Origin of the sequence: Haloparvum alkalitolerans (assembly GCF_050122995.1) — an archaeon.
Taxonomy (GTDB): Archaea; Halobacteriota; Halobacteria; order Halobacteriales; family Haloferacaceae; genus Haloparvum; species Haloparvum alkalitolerans.
Genome location: NZ_JBNLIA010000007.1, coordinates 25,983 through 42,280 on the forward strand (window position 1 = coordinate 25,983; position 16,298 = coordinate 42,280).

Annotated in this window: 17 protein-coding genes and 1 pseudogene; 12 read left to right on the forward strand and 6 right to left on the reverse strand. The window is 59.6% G+C overall.

Annotated features, from left to right (window positions below; translation table 11 throughout):
• Positions 1 to 112 precede the first annotated feature (112 nt).
• Positions 113 to 1,780 carry an ABC transporter substrate-binding protein gene (locus ACQE3L_RS08825; protein ID WP_426963412.1) on the reverse strand — a complete coding sequence of 556 codons (1,668 nt, stop codon included), beginning with the start codon at positions 1,778 to 1,780 and terminating at the stop codon, positions 113 to 115.
• A gap of 959 nt (positions 1,781 to 2,739) precedes the next feature.
• Here ACQE3L_RS08825 and ACQE3L_RS08830 point away from each other — a divergent pair.
• The 5 genes from ACQE3L_RS08830 (at position 2,740) to ACQE3L_RS08850 (ending at position 5,215) form a co-directional block, all read left to right on the forward strand.
• Positions 2,740 to 3,180 carry a DUF8030 family protein gene (locus ACQE3L_RS08830; protein ID WP_426963413.1) on the forward strand — a complete coding sequence of 147 codons (441 nt, stop codon included), beginning with the start codon at positions 2,740 to 2,742 and terminating at the stop codon, positions 3,178 to 3,180.
• A gap of 211 nt (positions 3,181 to 3,391) precedes the next feature.
• Complete coding sequence (locus tag ACQE3L_RS08835; protein WP_426963414.1) at positions 3,392 to 3,682, forward strand: DUF8069 family protein; 291 nt, start codon at positions 3,392 to 3,394, stop codon at positions 3,680 to 3,682.
• Positions 3,682 to 4,008: a DUF7558 family protein gene (locus ACQE3L_RS08840; RefSeq protein WP_426963415.1), complete on the forward strand. Its 327-nt coding sequence runs from the start codon at positions 3,682 to 3,684 to the stop codon at positions 4,006 to 4,008. The genes ACQE3L_RS08835 and ACQE3L_RS08840 overlap by 1 nt, the downstream gene beginning before the upstream one ends.
• Positions 4,009 to 4,280: 272 nt before the next feature.
• Entirely contained in the window at positions 4,281 to 4,649 is a 369-nt protein-coding gene (locus tag ACQE3L_RS08845) for a hypothetical protein (RefSeq protein ID WP_426963416.1), read from the forward strand.
• Positions 4,646 to 5,215 (forward strand): hypothetical protein, encoded by a 570-nt coding sequence (locus ACQE3L_RS08850; protein ID WP_426963417.1) that lies wholly within the window; start codon positions 4,646 to 4,648, stop codon positions 5,213 to 5,215. The genes ACQE3L_RS08845 and ACQE3L_RS08850 overlap by 4 nt, the downstream gene beginning before the upstream one ends.
• 70 nt (positions 5,216 to 5,285) lie before the next feature.
• Here the strand turns inward: ACQE3L_RS08850 and ACQE3L_RS08855 are convergent, their stop codons facing one another.
• Entirely contained in the window at positions 5,286 to 6,095 is an 810-nt protein-coding gene (locus ACQE3L_RS08855) for a transcriptional regulator TbsP domain-containing protein (RefSeq protein WP_426963418.1), read from the reverse strand.
• Between the two features lie 102 nt (positions 6,096 to 6,197).
• Here ACQE3L_RS08855 and ACQE3L_RS08860 point away from each other — a divergent pair, with 102 nt between their 5' ends.
• Positions 6,198 to 6,713 (forward strand): hypothetical protein, encoded by a 516-nt coding sequence (locus ACQE3L_RS08860; protein WP_426963419.1) that lies wholly within the window; start codon positions 6,198 to 6,200, stop codon positions 6,711 to 6,713.
• A gap of 37 nt (positions 6,714 to 6,750) precedes the next feature.
• On the opposite strand, the gene ACQE3L_RS08865 is transcribed toward ACQE3L_RS08860, so the two are convergent.
• Both ACQE3L_RS08865 and ACQE3L_RS08870 read right to left on the reverse strand, forming a co-directional pair.
• A complete protein-coding gene (locus ACQE3L_RS08865) occupies positions 6,751 to 7,059 on the reverse strand; it encodes a hypothetical protein (protein ID WP_426963420.1) in 309 nt (102 codons plus the stop codon).
• A gap of 28 nt (positions 7,060 to 7,087) precedes the next feature.
• Positions 7,088 to 7,438 carry an HNH endonuclease gene (locus ACQE3L_RS08870; protein ID WP_426963421.1) on the reverse strand — a complete coding sequence of 117 codons (351 nt, stop codon included), beginning with the start codon at positions 7,436 to 7,438 and terminating at the stop codon, positions 7,088 to 7,090.
• Positions 7,439 to 8,206: 768 nt separating this feature from the next.
• On the opposite strand from ACQE3L_RS08870, the gene ACQE3L_RS08875 reads away from it, so the two are divergent.
• The 5 genes and pseudogenes from ACQE3L_RS08875 to ACQE3L_RS08895 all read left to right on the forward strand — a co-directional run.
• Positions 8,207 to 9,055 (forward strand): DNA-binding protein, encoded by an 849-nt coding sequence (locus ACQE3L_RS08875; protein WP_426963422.1) that lies wholly within the window; start codon positions 8,207 to 8,209, stop codon positions 9,053 to 9,055.
• Positions 9,056 to 9,430: 375 nt separating this feature from the next.
• Entirely contained in the window at positions 9,431 to 10,093 is a 663-nt protein-coding gene (locus ACQE3L_RS08880) for a hypothetical protein (protein ID WP_426963423.1), read from the forward strand.
• Positions 10,094 to 10,226: 133 nt separating this feature from the next.
• Positions 10,227 to 10,754, forward strand: a complete 528-nt coding sequence (locus tag ACQE3L_RS08885; RefSeq protein ID WP_426963424.1) for a hypothetical protein — start codon at positions 10,227 to 10,229, stop codon at positions 10,752 to 10,754.
• 67 nt (positions 10,755 to 10,821) lie between these two features.
• Positions 10,822 to 11,751: a transcription initiation factor IIB gene (locus ACQE3L_RS08890; protein ID WP_426963425.1), complete on the forward strand. Its 930-nt coding sequence runs from the start codon at positions 10,822 to 10,824 to the stop codon at positions 11,749 to 11,751.
• A gap of 101 nt (positions 11,752 to 11,852) precedes the next feature.
• Positions 11,853 to 12,164, forward strand: a pseudogene (locus ACQE3L_RS08895) (helix-turn-helix domain-containing protein); the annotation flags it as partial.
• 40 nt (positions 12,165 to 12,204) lie between these two features.
• On the opposite strand, the gene ACQE3L_RS08900 reads toward ACQE3L_RS08895, so the two are convergent.
• On the reverse strand, positions 12,205 to 13,215 hold the full coding sequence (locus ACQE3L_RS08900) for a restriction endonuclease (protein WP_426963426.1): 1,011 nt from the start codon (positions 13,213 to 13,215) through the stop codon (positions 12,205 to 12,207).
• Positions 13,216 to 13,898: 683 nt separating this feature from the next.
• On the opposite strand from ACQE3L_RS08900, the gene ACQE3L_RS08905 reads away from it, so the two are divergent.
• Entirely contained in the window at positions 13,899 to 14,411 is a 513-nt protein-coding gene (locus tag ACQE3L_RS08905; RefSeq protein ID WP_426963427.1) for a winged helix-turn-helix domain-containing protein, read from the forward strand.
• A 96-nt stretch (positions 14,412 to 14,507) separates the two neighbouring features.
• Here the strand turns inward: ACQE3L_RS08905 and ACQE3L_RS08910 are convergent, their stop codons facing one another.
• Positions 14,508 to 16,220: an L-lactate permease gene (locus tag ACQE3L_RS08910; RefSeq protein WP_173231007.1), complete on the reverse strand. Its 1,713-nt coding sequence runs from the start codon at positions 16,218 to 16,220 to the stop codon at positions 14,508 to 14,510.
• Between the last annotated feature and the right edge of the window lie 78 nt (positions 16,221 to 16,298).

Below are 16,298 nucleotides of genomic sequence, written 5' to 3' on the forward strand. Positions count from 1 at the left end.
CAGTCGTTCACGCAGGTGATGATCTGGTTGTAGGCTTCGCGACAGAGGTCCGAGATGGCGAATCCTCTCGCCGGGGTCGGCTGATCAGGACAGTGCCGATCAGACGTCGTACTCATTCTTGCGTGAGGTCACGGAACCAGTAGTCGAAGCTCATCGACGGACGGTACGTGTAGCCCTGCACCTCTTCGTTCATTGCGTGTTTCTTGGTGTCGACAAACACGAACACGTCCGTGTACTGCTCCGCGATCCGTTGTTGAGCCTCTCTGTACAGATCTGCCCGTGCCTCTGGATCGACGGTGGACCGCGACTCCTCAATTATCGAGTCCAACTCGTCATCCTCGAGATGCGACATGCTCATCCATGTCGATGCCGACTCCGAGTAGTACTCGTTGACAAGGTAGGCGTCGACCGACGGGTACACTGGCCCATAGAACACGTTGTTCGAATGTGATGTCTGCTCGGGATCAGTCGCCATGTCGGTCATCGTTCCCCACGTCTGGGGATTCAGCTCGACTTCAATCCCAACTTCGTTGAGATTCTGTTGGTAGAGGAGTGCAAGCTGTTCTTGGAGGTCTGTCTCACGCACGAAGGTGTGCTCAATCTGGATGTCACCCTCACTGTATCCAGCATTCTCGAGAATTTCACGTGCACGTTCCGGGTCGTACGTTGGTTGCGGAACATCCGAGTTATGTGCACCAAACACCGGTGCAACAGGTCCAACAGCTTTCTCTGAGCCCGGTGCGACTTCGGTTCGCGCGGTCTCGTAGTCGAACGCGTGCGCGATTGCCTTCCGAACCTCGACATCGTCCGTTGGTGCCCGCTGCGTGTTGAGTTTAAAGTGAAGCAGCGTGGCCGTCGGAGTACTGTTCACCCGGATATGATCCTCCTCAGCCAGGGTGCTGTACGTTTCTTCACTCTGGTACTGACTCGTCATGTGCAGCTCCTCGTTCCGCATGAGGGTTCGAACCGTCGAGTCAGTCTCAATGATGTCTACGTAGACCCGTTCGTAGGCATTCTCGGGAATATCGGCCCAGTAGTCCTCGAAGAGATTGAACGAGATCCCGGAGCCCCGTTCAAAGTCGTTCAGCGAGTAGGGACCGGAGCCTGCATCGTCGTTGTTGAGGTACTCCATTCCATAGTCGCCGTTATCACCGAAGTCTCCGTCTGCAGCATTTTCTTGTGCCAGCTGACTGTCGACAATAAACAGCAGCACCAAGACGTCCATGAACGGCGCATGGACCTCGGTAAGGGGAATCTCGATTTCGTACTCGCCGGTGACAGCAACATTATCGATATCGACGACAGAGAACTGCGATGCGTATCCCTCGTTTATCGCGAGTAGTCGTTCCAGCGAGTACTGTACGTCTTCTGCGGTGAGCTGGTTCCCGCTGTGGAACTGGATATCATCGCGGAGCGTGAAGGTGTACGTCTGATTATCGTCAGAGACTGACCAGTCTTCAGCGACGTGCGGCTCTATTTCCCCATCCTCGTTCGGGAACACCAGGGGATCGTACAGGTTGACCATCGCCATGACCTGCGTATAGTCGGTACCGCGAGCAGGGTCGATAGTCCCGAACCGCTGGACTGCGTTCATCGCGAGATCCCGCCGGTCCTCACTACCATCGTCACTACCTCCGTCACTACTGCCCCCACCGCCGTCATTTGACGTTCCGCCACCTGACGACTCTGGGTCTTCCGCACTACAGCCCGCTAGCCCGGCGACACCAGCGGTTCCAATCCCCTGCAGAACCCGGCGCCGTGTCTTCTCATTCTCGAACATCTCTGAAACAGTGCCATTTGGTTGGTCACTGTTTTGTGAGTGGTTTCCACGCATGTCATTCGGTAGCAACACATACTGTACAATAAAACTACCTATCCGGAACCTATATCGATTTGGCCAAACAATATGTGGTGTTTAAGGTTCCAATATGTGGTATACGCGAGGGAGAGATTCCTTACGAGTTTCACAAGTACCCAATATTATATCTCATTCAACACTCCACATAGTGAAATTTGGCTGGAATCACACGATGAATCAGCTGTTAGTAGTCTCTCGACTAGTCAAAACTGCTATAGCCGATCTGTCTTTCGGTAATCCAATCTGCTGCTCTGTTGAATCCGCAGGACGAGGCCGAATCGGCAGCCTAGCGTCCAGAAATTCTGTGCAAGAAACGCGTCTGTGATCAACATGTCAGATTGCCTTATTAAACTTGGCTGATTATAAGACCCCATCAAGTAGTGGAACACAGCCCACGGAATCCCCGTCGAGCCTTTTCTAGCGGCCAACACCACCAGAGTCCAGGGAATGAGGGTGCTTCACGGCTCGGACTACTGCACTAGGGACACCTCGAGAGACTCAGATCAGGGAGAACAGTGACGGCAAGAATTCCAGATCCGACCGAGATCGCCTCCGTTACCCCGCCGTCGGACAGCTTTTGAAATTATAGCACAATCTGAGTGGCCCGTCAAAGTACTTTCTACGACCTCAAATCTGCCCGACGAGACTCTACTGTGATTTAAACCGGTCAATTTACTTTGAATATCGCGGGTTTTGTCCAAAGAAAGAGGCAATATGCAGTGTGCGAAGGCCGCCGGCTCTCTCAGGCCGAGGGGCCGGCACAGGGAGAGTGGATTCAAGAACGTATCAAATGTGGCGCATAGGTTGACAGGGTACGTTTCGGTGGTGTCTGTTGCCCCCACAGGGGGTGGCGGGGCACATCACGTGCCCCCCGATAGACGATGGCTTCGGAACGACCCAGCGAAACACGAGCAGCGCATCAAGCAGCAACCACCCCCGACGGTGAGGCACCGTGGGCGGACCTCGATATGACGGTTCCGACCGACCGGGATCACGCGTCGGTCGTCGCCCTCGTGGAGTGTGCTCTCGTCGAGGTTACGCACGAGGCCGTGGGCGCCGTCTTCGTCTCCCGGCAGGTTGGACGGTCGACGCGGACGCAGTACGTCGCGGTCGAGGAAGTCGGCGAGCAGTTTCAGAAACGGCACTTCCACGACCGACTGGGCTGGCACGAGACCACCGTCCCTCGACGAACCGTTCGCAACGAACTCATCACCCAACTCACGCGGTCGACCTCGATGTCGAGGGAGCAGCCAGGTGAAGAAGCAGCCAGCAAGTCTGACACCTTCGTCGTGAAGCCAGTTCGAGAGCTCCGAACGCCGTAGCGGCTAGACTTAACCAACATTCTCGGCCGATACCGGCACAGTGTTGGTTAACGCTGGGGCTGGATACACTTTCGTCCTCACCCACCGCACTGTACCTCGAATGAGTGTATCCTGGCGGCCGGGTGATCCGAGGAAGTACTGAATCTGCACGTCTGGAGTCGTTTATTAGCGCTGCGAGGCGTGCAGCGCGTGATGTGCGGTGTGACTCACCATGTCTCGTCTGGATCTGCACAACGACACGAGTGCCGACTACGAACAGTTTGAGCGAACGCAACTTGCCAAGGACCGCGACACCGCTGGCGGCGACACGGCAGACATCGACGACGCGACGGCTCAACGCTTGGTTAGCGACCTCGCCGACGCGGATGTCGTCACGCCGGTACCGGAGAACCGCGCTCTGGTCCACGAACCGAGCGGCGCCACGTTCGACTCGGTGACGCAGCTGGCCGTCTTCCACCGTGGTTGGACGGCCGGCCGCGACGCCGACAGGGAGGGTGAGTGATGCAGCAAACGCTCATCGGCTGTGCGTTCTGCGACGCGCCGCCCGGTACCGAGACTGGCGAGGCGCACACCTGGGGGCAGGGCGAACGGGTCACCCACCCGATCTGCGTGGACTGCGCGATTCAGACAGAGCCGGATCCCGACGAGCGCGATCACGTCGCCTGTGATGGCTGTGGGCTGGTCGTCGATACGCTCGCAGCGCTGACGCAGTTCCGCGTGGAACTTGGGCATCTGGAAGGCTCGTTGCAGCTGTGCGCCCGCTGTAGTCCAGGCGGGCTCGCGACGTACTGGACGCACGATCTCGAAGAGCATCTCGTCGCGGACTGATCCGGGGAGCGGTTGTCGACACGAGTGGTACAGCGACGGCGGCAGTAGTGTCGCAGCTAGTTGTAGTTGACCACCCTGTAACCTCTGTCGCACTGTTTGTGTTACTGCCCCGTCGCTCCACTATCGGGCTAGCAGCCAGCTGATTCTTCGAAGAGTTGAACGCATAGACCGACGGCAGAGACTGGCGGGGCGGTCCCGTCAGGGCACCGATGTGCAAGATCTGTGCAAACACCGAAACCGTTATGGATCTATGTGCAAAACTTGCACACAGAATGAGCGCAAGCGACGATCCCCGACGGGTACACTTTCAGTCGCCGGAGTATCTCGTCGACCGCTTGGACGCGATCGCGGAGCTCTTCGATACGGATCGGACCGATTTGCTCGTTGAGGCGATGCGTGAGTACATCGAGGAAACAGCCGAGAGTGAGACGTTCCAGGAACTCGTCGCGACGAAGTACTACGACGGGCAGCTTGAGTTCGAGACGGTCAGGCAGTTAGTCGGCGCTGAGACCGCCCAGCGACTCCGCCTCCTCAAGGCGGACCTCGAGGGCGAACCGTTCGATATCGCTGCTCCCGACGATATCGACGTCTACGATGGCGACGCGACTGCGGTCGAGACCGGTGCCGACGACGATCGATGAGCCGTCAGCAGCTGCGAACGGTCGTCGCCGACACCAGTGCGCTGGTCAGTCTCGCCGTTCCCCGAGCCGACGCGGCCGTCAACACCGAGATTCCGGACCCGTTTCAGTACCTCCTCACCTCGTGTGAGGTGTTCGTGCCGCCAGAAGTGGTCGCGGAGCTCCACGACATCGCGCAGTATCAGGACCTCCACGCTGCGGCTGCGAACAACGTCCTCGCCGCCCGCGGCCACTACACGGTCGAGGATCCCTACGACCGCGACGAGACGCCCGAGTCGCGGCCGACGTTCGGTCTCGATGAGGGAGAAACGGACGGCATCGTCCTCGCGAACGCGCTTACCGTCGACGGGTTTCTGACCGACGAGTTCGGTGGGACGAACTTCCCCCTGATTCACGCCGTGTTGGAAGGGCCGCGGATCGTCCCAACCCCGCGGCTCATCGTCGACTATGCTCGGAACGGGCATCTGAGCCACGAGACAGCTCGAATCCTGATCACGACGATCAGCCCGCACCGGAGCTGGCAGAATAGCCCCTACGTCACGCAATTACTCCAACGCTTGAACTCGTAACGTACCTCCAAGTGGTGATGTCGAACACCCAGCGACGGTACTGGTGGGATTGAGACCGGCCCAGAGCTGCTCAATCGAGGGCGGCGGCCGCCTGCTCGACGAGTGGCTCCATATCGGCATCCGTGACTGACTCGTCCAGGTGGAGTCGTTGTCGAGGGCGACCGACCTCGATCTGTACCTTCGTTGTCCGCACGAGGTCAGCCTCTACAAGATCTTGCTTCGCCCGAGTGAGACTCGCTTTACTACGAATCTGGTGGTAGTCTGCCCACTTGCCAAGATCGTAGTGGAGCGCCTCCGAACGTGCCCCCGCGAGTATCGCCACCACAGCAACTGTGAGCGGGCCACCGATTTCCTGATTTGCCTCGATACCGGCCGCAAACGCCTCCGCGGCCGCGTCGTCACACTCTGCAGCCAGGGTCTCCAGTACACGTTCCCGTCCCGGATACGGAAGCACGTACGCGCTCGTGTCGAGATCTTCCCAGTAGGTCGTGTGAACGGCGCTTGCGAGCTCTTCGTCTTCGGCCACCGTACTGGCAACGCGGTCGTCCAGTGGGAGCGGATTGTCTACTCGCGTTTCGGTAACGAACACAGAAGTCGGGAGGTCCGCGGTCGCTTCGTGCAGCGAGAGTCGATCGGCTGCGATCAGTTCGCCAGCGAGCCATCCGATCCCGAAATCTCGTTTGAGATCCCGAAGAACTGACTTTGGTGCTACGACTCGCAGAGTCAGATCAGTCGCAACGTCAGTATCGTACACCGTCGAAATTACGTCTCGAAGAAGCTCATACTGCCGACAGACCGTTAGTAATCTGTCCGTCCCTCGAGCAGCCTCTAGGGTGCCTTCGAACGTGAGCGTGGCGTGCGATGAATCTCCAGTGACCATATGATGCGTATTCACAGCGCCTTTTTTGTAGTGTCGATCGCCAGTAAAATGGTCAGAGAATTTTCTGTAACTTTTATGCACTTGACGCATGAGACAATTCGCATGCCCGACCGACACCTTACTCGTCGGAAATTTGGAGCGCTGTTAGGATTTGTAGTCCCCTCAATTTCTGGGTGTTTATCCAATGTTCCTGGGTCGAATCCCACACCTACACCCGAGCCAACGGAAGAGGGGGACTACCCCAACAATGTGCTGCTTGATGATCGCGTGATGCATCGAAACGAGACAATAACGATCCCGGCTGGGGAGTATGAACCGTACCGAGTTGACGCGTCTGGCGGAGCTCACTGGTTGCTCTATGATTTCATCGTGAAGAGCGGCGGCCCGATCGACGTGTTCCTCTTCGACGAAGACGCCTATTCCGGCTACACACAGGGCGAAAATGTCGAGTTTTACAGCGTCTACAGTCACGTTGAGGCTGCGTCTGAAGAAACAGAGTTCCCACTTGAGGACGCCGAGCGCGTCCTTGTGTTCGACAATACACCATGGCGTACCGAACCGCAAGGCGAGGTAACGGTTGAGTTAGAGATCGAACTTGCGACTTCCGAAGAGAGCTGACGTAAGTGGTACGACCACGAGTGTCTGTGCAGCTCGTTTAGATCCCCAGTAGGCCGCCAGCCGAGTGTTCACGACCGCACTCGGGACAGGACGCTCCGTCCATCAACTCCGCTCCGAAGGAACCGATGCGGTAGCCAGCATAAAGTCCGATCGGGACAGTAAAGATCCACGCCACGAACCCGACGCCCGCGGTCGCAACGCCGACGACGCTCCCAATTGCGAAGCCTATCCCCGCGAAGATGATCGCCATCCCCGCGATCCACAGCAGTTTCCGATTGGGTGGATCGGGCGTAGCCACCGTACCGCACTCCTCGCATTGCACTTGTAGGTCGTAGACTGACACCATGCAGTTATTACAGCCAAAATATAAATAATTAAAACTTTCTTTTCCGGGCATTGGAAACGAACGTGCCTACGCTACACTCCGTAAACTCTCCTTCAAACTGGCCGTGACACTCCGGACAGAGTGTTACCAGATTTTCCAGCGCGTTCATCTCCTGCGGTGTGCCGTCAAACTGCGATCGCGGACGAATATGGTGAACAGCCGGCTCCCGGCCGATCGTATCCTCTGCATCACCACAGACACGGCAGGCGTAGCCGTCTCGTTCCAGACATCTCTTGCGTTGTTTCGACCAGTTAACACCATATTCAGTCGCGGAGTACGGTGAGTCTAGCCCTGCCGACTTGTAGACACCCCGGACGAGTGTCTTCCACAGCAGCCCCATATGCCGCCGATTGGAGGCCGGTTGGGTAGTAATTTCACCTTTCAACGCCAGTCTTCAAGCGGCTCACTTATCGAATATATGTATTTAAGCACAGGTCAAAATCCATCCGGTGGTCGGCAGAACGCTCGCGCGCTGCGATGGTGACTCACTCTTCCAACGATGTTCAGAGCCACAGCGGCACGAGAGATTCACCGTCCTATGGAACGCGGAGTAAAACAAGTGCGACGACATCCTCCCATCGCGTAGATGCCAACGATCCGGCACAGTATATTTCTCACTCTAGCGATCGGAATCTCGAAGGCACGCACAGAGCGTTGTCAGATGCGAGAGTCGAGATACTCATCTATGGTGGGTACGCACCGGCACGCCCCGCGCGCCGCGTGCCGCCCTCCGCGTCGCTCGCGACCGACCATTCCGGGCGTGCGGGCGCTCTCCGCACCGCCCGCGCCCGTTCCGGGCTAAAGTGGATGTGCCCTCGGCGCCAGCGCTTCACCCGTTCGGGTCCAAGGGACCTCGGCAAAGCCGACCGCGACGGACGTGGTTGCGTCGCGGCGAACGGGGAATGCGCTGGCCGCTCGCTCCGGGCGGGTCGGCGCGCGGTGCTGGTTGGGACTCTCCTCTGAGGCGCGCGCCGCTCGCGCCCCGATGAGGCGCGAGGCGAAGGCGCGAGCGGCGCGCGCAGCTGGTTCCGTCGGTGAGTCGGAGAAAATCCCGCGATGAAGCGCGGGAGGTGGCGCGTCGTGAGCGCCTTCAGGTGCTAGAACACCAATGAGTAGTAAACGCGTTATCGGTCAAGAAGTTTCGGTCGATGAACAGGGTTTGGAAGCAGCGGAGGAAGACGACGATGCGGAGCCGTTGCGGCCGACGGTGGACATGCAGGTGCGCGCGAAGGTGGACGCGAACCATCCGGATGCGGGCGTTCACGGACTGACGCTGGAAGCCGAGGAGAAGGCGCTGGCACGCGAGCTCGAGAAGGAGCGGACGCGCGAGCGGTGGGACCGGCGGCAGTCGTCGGACCGGGAAGCCCGGGCACGGCGCCAAGCGGCGGCCGAGAGTCGGGCACGGCAAGAGGCGTTCGCGGAACGGCGCGCGAGCGTGGACGAATGGGCCGGGCCGGAGCAGCCGGATCCCCGGGAGACGCTGAGCCGGGACGAGCTGGCAGCCGTGAACGAGCAGGCGCGGACGATCGCGGACGTGAAAGGCGGCTGGACGGCGGCGGCCGTGAGCCGGCAGCTGGCGCGGCGAGTCGCGGACGGGGCGGACATCCCAACGGCCGTGATGCGGACGAGCGAGGCGCTCGATCGTGATCCCGGGCGGCTCACCCCGATCGACGCGGTCGCGGACGTCGGTCGCGGCGAGGTGTCCATCGAAGGGCGCGTCGTGGAGTTGTGGGAGCCGACCAGCGCGGCCATCCAACAGGTCGGACTCCTGGAGGACGAGACGGGGCGCATCAAGGTCACCAGCTGGGTCAAAAGCGACCAACCCCGAATCGAGGAAGGCGAGCGCGTGCGGCTGTACGACGCAGCGACGAGCTGGTACCAGGGGCGCGTCTCGGTGGCACTGACGGGGCGGTCGCGGGTCACCTTCCCCGAACGCGACGACTGGCTGACCCCGTAGGCCATCGCAGCCCCCTTTTTGCCGTGTGGATCCGCAGGCGGCTGATCGGCGTCGGTGCGGACCCGGAAGACGGAGAGAATGCACCATCCAGCCCACACCCACCGCCCCACCCTCCGCTCCGTGCTCGCTCCGTTCGTCGCTGCGCGCGCAGCCACGACCTCGGGGACGAAAGGGACAGAAACCCTGACGATGAGACAGAGAGTCACCCCACACAGCAAGCAACGTGACCCCAGCCAAGGCGTACTCCAGGGAGGGTCGCCGACAAGGTGGGACCACCGTCAGTTACAGATCCGACAGCAACAACACCCAGCATGTTGTTCGAGATTTCTGACACTGCCGGCACCTTCATGCAGAATAACCGGCAACGACCCAGCCATGACGCAGGAGTTCGAGGTACTCACCGAGGGGCCACAAACAGGGGTCAAGCTCGGGAACCTCGGCCCGGACGAGCGCCAACGCGTCCGAAAGATCGACGTGTCGCGGTCGCCAGGTGGGCCGCCATCAACACCAACTGGGGCGTTCACGACTATCTACTACGTCGCCGGTGAGGAGCGTGCGGCCGCGGCCGAATTCGTCGCCAAGAACCGTGACGCACTCGAGGCAGTCAACCTGACTGGCTGTGGATCGAACGTCGTCTCGACGAGCGTACCACGCGAGATCTACGACTGGATCCTCCACGAGCTCGGCGAGCGTCGACTTACGAAGTACGAGACGGTCGTGGTGGAGTACCGACCGACTGTAGACGCAACGTGGTGTATCGGCCGACGGCGGTTCGAAACGGGGTATAGCCAGCGCTATAGTCAGAGAGGAAGCGGCTCGGCTCGCGTCACGGGCTCGCTCGAGAGCCTCTTCGACTCGCTCTGTCCTGTCGACACGGACTACGTCATCGCGGAGCGTACCCTCCGCGATCATGATGACGTAGTGGGCGATGTCCGAGAGGTTCTCGATGCGCTTCGCCAGATACCGCAACTGCCGGTCACACCGGTGACGGACAATGGCGAGCTTGCCGTTCGCGTTCAACCGTCGGCGAATCTGTAGAAGGTAACTCCCTCAACAACCGAGATAGTCAGACGCCAGCCACCGCTTCCAAACCACAGGTCGCACCGTTGTACGGAGGGATTGTCACGCCCCGAGGGCTGCGGGCGCGCGACTGCGGGCCTGCACCGATCCCATGGCGACAGACTCTCCCGACCGCGAGCGACAGCAAACGGTTGCGACGGCCGATCCGTGCATCGAGAACGATCACGAGCTCCTCCGCGTCAGGGAGCAGGTCCCCGGCCGCGAACCAACGGCCTACGACATCGAGCTGACCGAGGGGCCACCATACTCGTACACGACGACGTACTGGCGGTGCCGACGATGTGGCCAGGAGCGGAACCATCGTGACGAGTTCCGGGAACCATGCACGGTTGAGCGGCGGCCACATCCCGTAACGGATGGCGGCTACTCGATCGAAGCGCCACGGACGCGTCGTGCTCTGTCGGAGGCGATGGAGGTTCGGTTCGGCGAGCAGGGCGCTCGCTACATCGTCGAGAGCGCGACCGGCAGCACCTACGAGGTCGATCTCGCGGCCGAGCAATGTACGTGCCCGGATGCACGCCACCGCGATCCCCAAGGTGGCTGCAAACACCTCCGACGCGTCGACATCGAGGTTCGAACGGGGACCGTGCCGGCACCGGACGGGCGGTTCCTCCGCTAACCCGTGGGGGTTTGTCGGCCCCTGAGAGGGTGCGGGGCGATCCCACGCGGGTCGCCGCGAATACCCAATGCAGACGAGAACCATCTACGACCGAACGTTCGACGAAGAAGCACAGGAGCCCGAACAAGCGGACTGTCCGGATTGCGGCGGCCGCGTTACGACGACGGGACACGAAACCGTGTGCGACGACTGCAGGCTTGTGCTCGATGCGTCGCCGATCGACCACGGCCCGGACTGGCGAAACTTCGAGGACGGAACGGAGAACAAGTCCCGAACCGGCGCCCCGGTCACGCAGACGCGACACGACCGCGGGCTCTCGACCGAGATCGGTAGCAGACGGGACGCGAACGGCAACACCCTCTCCGGACGGAAGCAACGGCAGATGTCCCGGCTCCGGATGCGGCACAGTCGGGCACAGTTCAGTTCAAAGTGCGAGCGAAACCTCGCGACCGCCTGTACGGAGATCGCCCGCCTCGTGAGCGCGCTCGACCTTACACAGGGGCTTCGTGAACGCGCAAGCACCCTTTTCCGGAAGGCACAGAAGGCAGACCTCCTCAAGGGTCGTTCGATCGAAGCGCTTGCAGCTGGCAGTGTGTATGGGGCGTGTCGGACCGACGGCCTCCTCCGCACCATCGAGGAAGTCGCGGACGTGGCCCGCTGTGACCGCGGGAAGGTCCTCCTTGGCTATCGCGTCCTCAACACGGAACTCGGAATTGCGAGTCGCCCCATCTCGCCGGGCGACATCCTGCCGCGGCTGTTCACAGAACTCGACGTATCACCGGCGATCCGCTCGCGGGCAGCCGACCTCGCACAGTGCGCCCGTGAGGAAGGGTTGATCAGCGGGCGATCCCCATCCGGTGTCGCGGCCGGGTGCCTCTATCTCGCGAGCGAAGAGCACGGTGGCGGACTGATCCAGGAAGAGATCGCGGCGGTGGCCGACGTGACGCCTGTGACGCTTCGTGAGCGGTACCAAGAATTGCAGAAACAGTCCGGTTAATCGCTGTGTGGATGTCACCTAACCGAATCCCGTTGGCCAACTTTTCAAGTGAAGAGCCCCGGCGTTCACGGCGGGTGTGACACCACCGCGCCGACAGCGACATCGTCCACGACTTCCTCTCGCTCGCGGACCTCCTCGAGGAGCCACAGCTCGCCCAGCTGTACGCGTACCTCGCTCGGAAGGGGGAGGCGGCCGTCCAAGACGTAATGAACGACCTCAAACTCGCTCAGGGGACGGCTTACAGCTACGTCAACCGGCTCGTTGACGCCGGTGTCGTCGACATCACCGACGACGAGCAGCCACGCCAGTACGTCGCCCGGGAGATCGACCTGACTGTAACGACGACCGCGGGCGACCGCGAGTACACGATCACGCCGGTGCTCATCGACGCCGTTGGGTGGCTCGAACCGGAGCGCCACTAGAACCACTACCAGACTTCCGCAGGAGATCATTTTAGCTCGTGTGTACCGAGACTCCCCTAACTGAGTCCAGACTAGTTTTGAGGTCGTCAGGCAAGCTCGGAATGTCGGCAAGATCCACTTCGGTAAAGTCAATCTCGATTCCGTAACGATCGATTTTGATTCGGGTGAGGTCGCATATTGAACTCAGATCGACTGCCAGAAGATACCTCGTAGTCTCCTGTATTCGGATATCAATATCAAGATTCCGTGGGCCGGTTTGCGTTCTCACCTCCGGATCGTGTGTTTGCCAGCCGTTTCGAAGTGGTTTCTCGGAGAGGGAGATCGGATTGTGCTTTGAGCCAGTGCTATCAACGACATCAACCTCCTGTTTGTCCCCAATAGCCAGCCAGACACTATCTTGGAGACTACGAGTACGGAGAGTAAGGGCTACGAAGAGCCCATCAAAATCCATTTTGTTTGGAGAAACATCACTCTCGGAGGAGAAATTAACGCGTGCAATTCCGAGTAATTCTGCGATGACATCATCACCAATTCCCCGGGGCAATTCAGCTGTTTCACGAGTGCTCTTCCCCGATTTTGTATCTGTCTCTCGTGGGGTGGAACTCGATGGTTGAAGGCCCCCAGTCGTAGTTTCCACCAGATCCATCGCGTCGTTCTCCTCTACCAGCTGTGCAAGCTGCTCTCCATCGATGCATTTCACATTCAGCTCTGAGGCGATTGCACTCGCCTCCGATGTGAATGCACTCGTGGTTACGACAAGGACCTGATCAACGTTCTCCTCTTGCTGTCGAAGAGAACTATACTCTCTAATCTGTGGGCTCCCAACTCGGTTGTCAGACTGGTATCGCTTAGCCTGAATCAGGGTTTTTTGCTGATACGGATGAAACCGCTTAGCGATGACATCAATTCCACGATCGCTCGACCTAGTGGTAACTTCTGTCTCCCAACCAAGTCGTTCCCAGAGATCACCGATGAAGTGCTCAAATTCGTCCGGGTCTATATTCTGTAGATGTTGGATGATTTCAGCACTGGATAGTGACATCTACGCACACGAAGTACCGCGTGGCTCTTATTAATGGAGGATACTACTGACTGTCCGGTTTTGGAACTAGCCTATCGAGAGTATACCTGTGATACCAAGTTTGGAATAGATGGACCGAAGGCAAGAAAGAATCCATTCAGTAGATGAGGCCACTCATTCGAGAGGTTTCAATTTTCGATCAGTAAGTGGAGAGGTCACATACCGGTCAGCAAAAAGCCCAGTAGTTTGAACAACAACGAACGGTAAAGGGTTCGACCATACGAGGGATAATGACATTCACCAAAAGACCGGCACCGACACCAACCACAAGAAGGATTAGCAGCGCACGTTTCTTACTCTGGAACATCTGTCCGCTTCGAAACGGAGATCTCGCTTGTACTGTAGGCAACATGGGCAATCATCCCCGCGCCAAGTCCTTTCAACGCCATTACCACCAGCTGCCGCAACTGTGTAATTCCCATCAAGCGGCGCTGGGAGATGCTCAGAGCACGAACATCGGCGAACGCCAGAGAGAAGCTGACGCAGAGTGACATGGCGGAGACTGGGGGCGGCATGCCAACGACGATCCAGACGCACCACGAGACGCTAGAGAAGCAGGTAGCCTGACAACGTCCCTGCACGGCCACGATCGTCAGATGGTTTTCTCAGAAAACTATTTGTTTCTAGCTCGCGTAGCACTCAGTATGACCGAGACGTGGGATGATGTCAACGAGCAGGTCAAAGCGGACTGGAAAGCGGAGACCACACCGTTCGAGCGGGTGTACGAAGTCGTTGAACAGACCCACGACGGGCAATCGGCAGCCGAGATCGGCGATCGGGCCCTCGTAAGCGAGCCGACGGCACGTCGGCACTGCAAGACGCTGGTGAACACAGGGTTCGCCGAGACGGAACAGGACGGCCAAACGACGCTGTACAAGCGCAACAGCGACCGTATCTTGATGTCCCGGATCCGCGAACTGCGTGAGGAGGTCACTCGACCGGAGTTGCTCGACAGTATCAAAGACATGAAGGACGAGATCCGACACTACGAGGACCGCTACGACGTGGTGTCACCGGAGGAACTTGCCCAGCAACTCGACGCCGACGAGACGGAGGGCTGGGACGATCTCACGGCATGGCGCACGACGCGGCAGAATCTCGCCGTCGCGCAAGCCGCACTCGCCTACGATGAGGCCAGCCACCAGCTCGTCGTATGAACGACGACGACCGCGCCGGCGAGTACGGGCCGATCTATTCGTATATCTCGCTTCTATACCGGAAGCAGCGGAGCCCCGGTACGTTGTCGACCGGGGTCAGAACAGGCCGGGGACCAGAACGTACGTCAGTAGCATCCCGAACAGGCCGGCGAATACGGCGAACAGCGCCATTGGGATGATCGCTTTCCGCAGGAGGTCGCCTTCACGCCCAGTGATTCCAACGACACCACAGATAGCGGCCACATTCAACACCGAGACCATGTTTCCGAGGCCGCCGCCGACGTTCTGCAGGCTGACGGCGATCACCCGGGAGACGCCGACCGTCTCGGCGGCGTTGTACTGGAGTACGCTGAAGAGGATGTTCGAGGACGTGTTGCTCCCCGTCATAAACGAGCCGATAGCGCCGATCCACGGCGAGATGAGCGGGAGTAGACCGCCGGCGCCCATCGCGAGCGCGCGGCTGAGGGCCTCCATCATGCCGAGGAGATCGGCGGTGTTCGTCTGCGACTGAATCATTATCTGCGTCATCGAGACGGCGATAATGAGCGTGAGGGCGGCCGGAGCGATCTGCTGGATCGACCGTCGCCACGCTGCCCCCATCTGTGTGGTGTCCATCTTGTGAAGGAAGCCAGTGAGAATCGCGATGGGGATGAACGGCATCGTTCCGGGAAGATAGAGGTACTGAAGGGTGTATCCAAGTTCAGTACCGAGGATCGAATCGAGACCGACGGAGAAACTCTGGATCCAGTCAAGGACAGCGACGCCGGCGACGGTGAGGTCCGGCCACCGCGTGACGAGCAGTGCGAGCGCAACGAGCAGATACGGTGTCCACGCCAACAGCACGGACATCTCCTGTTTGGGTTGATCACGGGACACCTCGTCAAGATCGAGGCCGCCGAGCCACGTGTCGCTCCATGTCGATTCCTCGGGGAAATCCCACTGGTCATCAGGGATGAGGATATCGTTGTTTGCGAGCAGGAGACCGATGCCGAGCACCACGAACCCCGCGGCGATATCGGGGAGTGCAGGCCCGACGAACCACGCGATTACCAGCTGTGTGCCACCAGTGACGACGCCGAGTACGAGCGCGAACGGCGCGATGGGGAGAGTACTACGCATGGCGGCTCCAATGCTGCGTTCACCGTCACCGCTCCCGAACCAGTACGTCAGGAAGAACACGCCGAGCAGTCCCCAGAACACGTACGTCAGTCCCGTGATGACGCCAGTCCACGCAGAGACCATCGAGAGGAACTCGGATACACTCACCGACCCGGACAGCGCTGGGTTGATGACGGCACCGGTGCCGCCGATGACAGGCGTGCCGGCGGCACCGAACGGCGGGTTCGGGGCGTTGAAGTAGAGCCCGAACACCGCAGCGGCCAATGGGGGGAATCCGAGGCCGATGAACAGTGGTGCGGCGAGTGCTCCCGGTGTCCCGAACCCGGCTGCACCTTCGATGATGGTCATGAATCCGAGACCGATGAGCAGCACCTGGATGCGCCGGTCTCCTTCGATCTGCCCGAAGTACCACCTGATCGTAGCAATAGCGCCACTGCCCTCCAAGTAGTTCATCAGGAGGATCGCACCGAAGACGATGAGGATGATGTCGACGGCCTGCAGCGCGCCGTAGACGGCCGACGCTACCAACCAGGTGGGCTCCATGCTCCAGTACGTGAGTCCGATTCCGGCCGCGAGCAGCCACCCGACACCCATTGCGCGAGCGGCGGACCACCGGAACCCAGCGAGCAGTACGAACGCGACGCCGATCGGGACGACGCCGACGAGAGCTAGTGTGAGAACATCAGGCATGGTTGGATCTCTCCACTATTGGTCCATCGAACAACCAGCCATATGTGATTTACTTTCTATATGAGATATACCTGCAGA